Here is a 7865-nt window from a genome sequence, read left to right on the forward strand (position 1 = left end):
ACCCGGTATCAGCGCCGACACTCCTGAAGGTCGATTACGACGGCAAACGCTTCTTGCCGGCGTTGCCCGCTGTGCCGCCTGGTCCGATTGCCATTGAGGTAGCGAACAGGGGGCCGGTGCGAGGTTCGTTGCTTGTCATCAACTGGCCGCCCGAGCTTGTCGCGCTGACCACCAAGCCGGCACTCGATTTCGACCCTTATGTTTCCGGTGGAGCGCTGCTTGCGCGGCAAACCTTCCGCCAGCTCTTCCGGTCCGAACGTGTCGACGAGAAGGAGGGGCTGGGCATCCGGCAGATCACCTTCCTGTTCACGGACCTCAAGGGTTCGACCGCCATGTATGAGCGCCTTGGCGATCTCAACGCCTATGCTTTGGTCCGCGAGCATTTCGCTCTGGTCAACGCTGCGGTCCAGCAACATTCCGGAGCGGTGGTCAAGACGATTGGGGATGCGGTGATGGCCGTATTCTCGCAACCGTCGGATGCGATTTCGGCTGCACTCCACATCTTTGAAGAAATCGATCGCTTCAACGGCGACCATGAGGGGCCGGGGATCATCCTCAAGATCGGTGCCCACTGTGGACCGTCGATCGCCGTGACGCTCAACGACAACCTCGATTATTTCGGCCAGACCGTGAATGTCGCCGCGCGCGTGCAGTCCCTGGCAGAGGCCGGACAGATCTGCATTTCCGAGGCGCTCCATTCCGCGCCCGGGGTCAGCGAAATGCTTGCCGGCCACCGTGTCGTGGCTTTTGACGCGCCGCTTCGAGGTGTGGAAGGTGACGCAACTGTCTATCGCATCCAGCGCGGATAGGCCCGATTACGTGCCAACTCCTTTTCAGGAGATCGCAGCATCGATCTTTCCGAGTTCACTCGACGTGCCGGCGAGGCCTGCTACGCGAATTCGGTCATCGGCATGGCGAATGGTCATCGCAAGCACACGAAAGATGGACTAAGAGTGGGGTCGGCGCGCGCGTCTTTGCTCCAAAGGCAGGGCTGATCCGGCCTCGGCGAGCCTGGCAGAGCGTCGTCGCACCCGCCATCGGCAAAGCCATCTTTGCGGCGCTCCACAATTAGGGAATATTATTTCGCAGCGTGCCAGGTTGCGATTTCGGATGGCGGCCTGGGACGATGATATCCATTTGGTTCTATGAACTTTGCCAAGCAGTGAATGCGAGGCCGATCGCGAGTGCCGTCACCCCATAGAGAGCCGGCAAGGTCTTACCGCCTACGCCCAGACGCAGCAAAGTGTGGCCAAGGTGGTCCGTGCCGCCAATCCAAGGCTGCCGTCCGTGCCGCAGACGGCGGATGATAACGAATATTGCGTCGATCAGCGGGACGGCAAGCCACGCTAATGAGGAGCCGAAACCCCTTTCAGAAGCGTGAAGCACGACCGCCGCGCCGAGCAGAAGACTGCCGCTATCGCCCATGAAGACGCGGGCGGGCGGATAGTTGAAGCAAAGGAACCCGACGCACGCCCCGGCGCAGGCCAGCCCGGCATCACCGCCAAGGCCGAGGGAGGCGGCTGCGATTGTGCTCGCGGCAAGACCATCGGCATGATCAAGCATGTTGACCGCGTTGCAGGCGATCCAAATGACGATCGGTACCCACCAAAAACCAGTGATGATCCCGGCAAGTATCGCTGCCGCGGCCAACGCTGCTGCCTTGGCGCCGGCGGAAAGGGATCGGACATCGTCGAGCGCGCCGACAAGGCAGAAAAGAGCCAGCAACAGGATATGGCCAACCGGAAGCCATGGGGACATCGCAATCAGTAGGGCGGGCCCTGCAAGTCGAGGGACTTCGCCCGATGTGTGCCATCGGTCGCTCTTGACCTTGGAGACGGCCCCAATGCGCCTAGCAAGGCGAGCGAACAGCCATACGCAAGGAACCGCGATGAGCAGGGCCCCGATGACCGGGACCAATAAGCCAGGCGTCAAGCCATCACTCGTTCGGTACGCATATGCTCGATGCAGTCGACAATCGTCTGCCTTGTGCTTCGCAGCGGGCGCCAACCTGTCATGGTACTCAGAAGACTCGTGTCCGGTACGCGATCATGCGTTACGGCGAACCTCTCGCCATAGACCGCGTTGGAAGACCTCATGACGATCGGCGCGTTCGTCTTGGTCGCCTCAACCACCATCCTTGCGAGATTTCCGATCTGCACCGCCTCGCTGCCGCCCAGATTGACCGGTCGTCCTTGCAAGGATCGGCACTGCATGACCAGGAGCAGCCCTTCGGCGGCATCGGCAACATGCAGGAATGCCCGCCTTTGCTCGCCGTCGTCGTGAACGACAAGCGGTTCGCCCCGTAAGGCCGAGTTCACAAATACCGGCAGCACAAGGCCGGTCGCCGAGCGCTGCCGCGGCCCAGCCATATTGAACGGCCGGACAATCCAGGCAGGAATGCCAAAATCGAAAAACAGTCCGGCGATCAGATGCTCAACCGCTGCCTTGGCGGCAGCATATCCCCATCGCGGTCGGAGATCCGTCACCACAGGATCAGACTCGGTAATCGGACGGTCGCGCCCGGAGCCGTAAACTTCCGAACTCGATGTATAAAGAAGCGGACGCCGGTGCAGCCGGCACGCCTCGACGATTGCGCAACCTGATTCAAGAATGCCACTGGTGACAGCAAAGCGTTCCGTGTGGGCAAGCTGAACCCCGATCGGGCTCGCCAGATGGAATACGGCGTCGGCCAGGCCAACCTCGTCATGGACCGCCGCATTGAAGGCCGGGCTGCCGACCCTGAAGGTACGGATCGTCAGGCGGGGATTGTCGACCGGAAGGTTGCGAAGCGAGCCGTTCGAGAGATCATCGATGACGGTTACGCTGCAATTGCGGTCAAGTAACAGATCGACCAGTGCCGATCCAAGAAAGCCCGCGCCACCTGTAACCAGGACATGTGTCCGCGGGCCGAATTCAACCACGTCCGGGCTATGGTTGTCCAAAGTTGCCGCCTCCAGAACGACCCGTGGCCCTCGCCTCTCACGGGATAGCCTTTCTATACAGTCGAGGACACGTTGAACAACTCGTTTTCTACAAGTCGACCGAGTTTTTCGACGGTCCTCGATATCTCCAACGAACAAGCGTCCGACATGTCACCGGGAGCCAGACGCCCTAGCCCAACAGGGCAGAACTGATTCCGGTACACCTGTGTAGGTTTTTGTCGTTCTAGCGTGAAATGAATTGTCACGGTATCCCCATGTTTCTCGCAGTTTAGCATTGCAAGGAAACGGTAGTATTCGAATGTATCGGTGAGACTATTGGAATCGCAACGTCGCCGGCCGCGCCTTGTCGCGCCATCGACTCACGGATTGCAATCACGCCATGACGTTTCGACAGATAGCTCGGGGGAACCTTTGAAGTTCGATTATCGGGCAGACGTCGACGGCTTGCGCGCTATCGCGGTCATCACCGTCATCCTTTTCCATTTCGACGTTCCCGGTTTCCCCGGGGGATTCGTCGGCGTTGATATCTTCTTCGTCATTTCGGGCTACTTGATCACAGGCCTTTTGGTTGCGGAGGGCGGCGAACTGTCGCTCGCCGAATTCTACGGTCGGCGCGCGCGTCGTATCCTGCCAGCAATGCTGGTGATGATGGGGCTGTCGCTCGCGGCGGGTTGGTTTCTCCTGCTCCCGGGTGACTATGCCGGCCTTGGGCGCAGTGCGGCCTTCTCCGCTGCCGGCCTTGGGAACTACTATTTCCTCTGGAATACGGGCTATTTCGACCGCGAGGCGACGCTTCTGCCGCTCCTGCATCTTTGGTCCCTCGGCGTCGAAGAGCAGTTCTATCTCGTGTGGCCAGCCCTCTTGTTCATCGCCAGCCGATTGTGGCGGGGCCATCAGTCACCGATCGTCGCGGCGATCTGCCTTGTAGCGCTGACCAGCTTTTCGATTGCCCTTTACCTGGTGGCAGTCGATCCCAAGCAAGCGTTCTATGCTCCCTTCAGCCGGGGTTGGGAACTGGCGCTAGGCGGCCTGCTGGTTTTTGTTCCACCGATCGGCCGCCGGGGCACTTCCGAGGCATTCGGACTGTTTGGCCTTTGCCTGATAGCCGCTAGCGCCATCTGGCTATCCTCGAGCCAGCCATTTCCGGGACTGAATGCACTCGCCCCAGTGGCTGGGGCTGTCTTGCTCGTCTGGCCTTGTTCCCCGTCTATCGCTACGGCGGTCCTTTCAAGCGCGCCTCTCCGCTTCACAGGCAAAATTTCATACAGCCTGTACCTCTGGCACTGGCCGATTCTGGTCTTTTTCCGTCACTATGCCGGCGGTGCGATGCCGACAGCGGGCGAAGCGCTGATCCTCATCGCGGCAGCCTGGGTGACGGCTTATTTGTCCTGGCGATTCGTCGAAGAACCCGTTCGCCGACTGCGGCAGCCTCCGTTGAGAACCGTCATCGCCGGCGCGACCACCGCGTTGATCGTTGGTCTGGGCGGCAATTCAATCTTCCAAGGCGGGGGTATCGCCAGCAGGATCCCGAAGGAGGTCGAGGCGATGCGCAGCCTCGAGGTGATGTGGGATTGGCCATGTCCGCAGATGGTCGAGATAAGCGAACTGGACGGCACGTTTTGCGCATTCGGAGCACCTTGGGACAAGGCGGCACGCCATGCCATGCTGTGGGGCGACAGCCATGCGGAGCATCTCGCCCCACTATTGGATGCGGTTGGCCAAAGGGAGAATACGGCCTTCTTTCTTTATCATGCCTGCCCGGCCGCATTCGGAGAAGGTGTCCATCGCGACTTTCCGGAGCAGCCTAACTACCGGGAAAGCTGCGCATCGTCCCGAAAGGCCGTGGTCAGCATGCTGAGACAGCGCACGGACGTCGACCTCGTGGTGCTGTCCTCTGCCTGGACAAGCCTTGCCTACACCAATGTCGTTGCTGACGACGGCAGGCAAGCGGACAAAGTCCTGCTGATGCGCGACGGTCTGCGAAGCCTCGTTGAAGAAATCACCGCTCCCGAACGGCGCATTGGAATCATTGGTCAGGTGCCGGGGCCCGGCCTGGATTTGACCTCATGCGCGGCGATGCGCGAAAGGATATTGAGGCGTTGCTCGACCGATATAGATAGCGACCGGATCCTGAGGGTGTGGTCACCGACGGTCGTCGCGCTGGCGTCGCTCACTGAGCATGATGGGGTGTTCTTTGTCGATCCGCTCAAAGGGATGTGCCCGAACCGGCAGTGCGCCACCTACATCAATGGTGAGTTCATTTACCGCGACGCATCACATATGCGCAGAAACTTGAAGCCGGAGACCGACGACTTACTCGCTCGGATGATGGGCCTCTACCAGGCTCTCGCCGCTGATGACAGACAGACTCGGGTATCGGTCATGAACGTTCCACGGCCTCCGACAACCCGCAAGAGCAACTAGGTGCATGCGAAGCCGCCAAGCCCTTTCTTCAACTACGGCTGGCGCGGCTTGGCGGGAAAGCAGCGTTGCCCGACCCGTTGAGGAGCAAGCCGGTTCCACCTCGGCCGCGTCATTCGCAACACGGGACAGGCTGAACCGTCATCGGACAGAGATAGATGGCCTTAGAGCGCTCGCTGTTTTGGCAGTGCTCTGCTTTCATTTGAGGGTTTTCGGATTTTCCGGTGGCTTCGTCGGTGTCGATGTTTTTTTCGTAATCAGCGGTTTTCTGATCACGAAAATTGTTGCAGCCGATATCGACCGGGGGCGTTTCAGCCTAGCGCAGTTCTATCGGCGCCGCGCCCGCCGGCTGCTGCCGGCTCTGTTTGCGACACTGGCCCTGTCGTGCATTGCTGCGGCTCTTCTATTCGCTCCACCGCATTTGGAGAACTTCGCAGAGTCGCTTTTGGCCGCCACTCTCGGGGTTTCGAACGTCCTCTTCTGGCGAGAATCCGGCTACTTTGACCTGGCCGCGCGTATGAAGCCACTGCTACACACTTGGTCCCTGAGTGTTGAGTGGCAGTTCTATTGCGTGTGGCCGCTCCTGCTTTCAGGTTTGCTCGCCCTATTCCGACGTCGGATGGTTTGGCCAATCCTGGCGATCACGGTTTTGGGCTTCTGGCTCATCTTCGCATTCCAGGACGGCTCATTTTGGCTGCTTGCCGGAACGCGGACTGCCGAATGGCTTTCGGACGGCAGAGCGACCGTCTTTTACAATACGCCTTTCCGTGTCTTCGAATTTGCTTGTGGCGCGGCATTGGTCTGGCTTCCACAGCCGCGAGCCTTGGCTATCCACGAGTTCCTCGCCTTGCTTGGATTGGTGCTCATAGGCGGCGCCGTCTTCTTTCTAGATGACACGGCACACGCACCCGCCCTCAATGTGCTAGTGCCTACGGTCGGAGCTGCGATGGTGCTGTACGCGGATCGCTCACGACGTGTGGGGCTTGTTCTACGCAATGGCCCTGCAGCCTATATCGGGCGCATCAGCTATTCACTTTACCTGGTGCACTGGCCCCTGATCGTATTCTGTGAATATGGCCTTCTGCGGCCGCTGCTGCCGAGAGAGGCCGTTCTCGTCGGGTTCCTTTCTCTCGCCTTGGCAGTCATGATGTTTCACTTCGTTGAACAGCCGTATCGTGCTGGCCGCGGCTTCGTCGGACCCACAGGGCTTGCGTTGGCAGGTCTGCTTGCTTTCTCGCTGGTCAGCTACTCCATGTGGGGCGGTATGCCTTGGCGGTCGCCATCGGCTATCGCGGGAGGTGAACTGGCCGATCGCGCGACCCTGGAATCGATCAAGGGCTCTCGTGGCTGTGAGGATTTCTGCGAATTCGGAAATCTTCAAAGCCCAACGAAGATCCTCATTGTCGGAGACTCGCACGTTGACCACTACACCCGCGCCCTCGAAGAGCTTGGCGGAAAGGAATTTCACTTCCTGCTAGCGCAAGCCGGCAGCTGCCATTTCGGAGCGGATCTTCAGAGCCGGCCTAGAGGCGCGGTCACGCAACATTGTCGAGCCGCAACAGATCAAGCAGCCCGTTGGTTGAACGCCGGGGGGATCGCAGCCATCGTCCAAGCTCAGCGCTGGCCAGGATACCGCAACATTCTCGAAAAGAAGGCTGATGGAGCGCCTGTCGATATCCCTGATCTGGCAAAGCTGTTTCCGACAATGCTTGAAGACATCTCCAAGCTGTACGCCGGGTTTCGCGGACCGGTCATCTTGGTCGGACACGCTCCAAACACGAACCTGATCTGTGCTCTCAGGCCGAACTATTTCTCCCTTCCATGCCCAGTGTCCTCGCGGGTAGAGCACGGCGCATTCAAAGCGGCCTTCACGGCCTTCGCGCGGCACCATTCCCAGTTTCAATTCGTTGATCCGCTGGACGCGATCTGCCCCGCCGCGGAATGCCGAATGACAAACAGCGCGGGGCACAGCCTCTACGTCGACGATCACCACCTCTCCATCTTCGGCGCAATGCTTATTGTTCCGAAAATCATCGAGATGCTCCGAGATGATCTGACCGTCCCGGTCGATCGACCTTCGGCAGGCCGGATAATCGCCAAGCGACTCGCCTACGCGCCGGGGCCGCTTCGACGAGAGCGACAAAACAAATAAAGCGTCGCAACAGCCCAGGCGATGACGGTCCCCAAAAGCATGAAGTAGAGCGGATTAGCCCGGAGATCGACACCGATCGGCGGCGAAATCAACAGGACAATGGAAGCGGCAGCGAATAACCCGACGCCTCCGCCTATTCCAAAGGCAAAGCTCGAATATGCTTCCCTGCTTCGGCTGGGATTGGTCTTTGCGGCGAGCATGCTGCCTATGCCGATAGCCACGGGTATGAACAAACTCGGCGTCAGTAAGACATCATGCGAAGTCAGCATAACGCCTAAGAGGGCGACTCCGAGTGGCAGATCTTCAGCGTCACGAACGAACCAGAAGGCGGAGACGAGGAAGCCGAGAGG

6 protein-coding genes are annotated in these 7865 nt (G+C 59.6%); 3 read left to right on the top strand and 3 right to left on the bottom strand.

Translation table 11 applies throughout. The features are described from left to right. Positions 1–809: adenylate/guanylate cyclase domain-containing protein (locus EN781_RS19210; protein ID WP_145965550.1), on the top strand; the 809-nt coding region annotated here is incomplete at its 5' end. A gap of 334 nt (positions 810–1143) precedes the next feature. Here the strand turns inward: EN781_RS19210 and EN781_RS19215 are convergent. Continuing rightward, complete coding sequence (locus EN781_RS19215) at positions 1144–1758, bottom strand: MraY family glycosyltransferase (RefSeq protein ID WP_245482315.1); 615 nt, start codon at positions 1756–1758, stop codon at positions 1144–1146. 170 nt (positions 1759–1928) lie between these two features. Next, positions 1929–2942: an NAD-dependent epimerase/dehydratase family protein gene (locus EN781_RS19220; protein WP_189347686.1), complete on the bottom strand. Its 1014-nt coding sequence runs from the start codon at positions 2940–2942 to the stop codon at positions 1929–1931. 411 nt (positions 2943–3353) lie between these two features. Between EN781_RS19220 and EN781_RS19225 the strand changes: the two genes are divergently transcribed. Then, positions 3354–5366 carry an acyltransferase family protein gene (locus tag EN781_RS19225; RefSeq protein WP_189347688.1) on the top strand — a complete coding sequence of 671 codons (2013 nt, stop codon included), beginning with the start codon at positions 3354–3356 and terminating at the stop codon, positions 5364–5366. A gap of 4 nt (positions 5367–5370) precedes the next feature. Beyond that, positions 5371–7515: an acyltransferase family protein gene (locus EN781_RS19230; protein ID WP_126058870.1), complete on the top strand. Its 2145-nt coding sequence runs from the start codon at positions 5371–5373 to the stop codon at positions 7513–7515. Here the strand turns inward: EN781_RS19230 and EN781_RS34425 are convergent. Beyond that, a partial coding sequence (locus tag EN781_RS34425) for a hypothetical protein (RefSeq protein WP_189347692.1) occupies positions 7473–7865 on the bottom strand: 393 nt, incomplete at its 5' end. The genes EN781_RS19230 and EN781_RS34425 overlap by 43 nt on opposite strands.

Origin of the sequence: Mesorhizobium sp. M4A.F.Ca.ET.090.04.2.1 (assembly GCF_003999085.1) — a bacterium.
Taxonomy (GTDB): domain Bacteria; phylum Pseudomonadota; class Alphaproteobacteria; order Rhizobiales; family Rhizobiaceae; genus Mesorhizobium.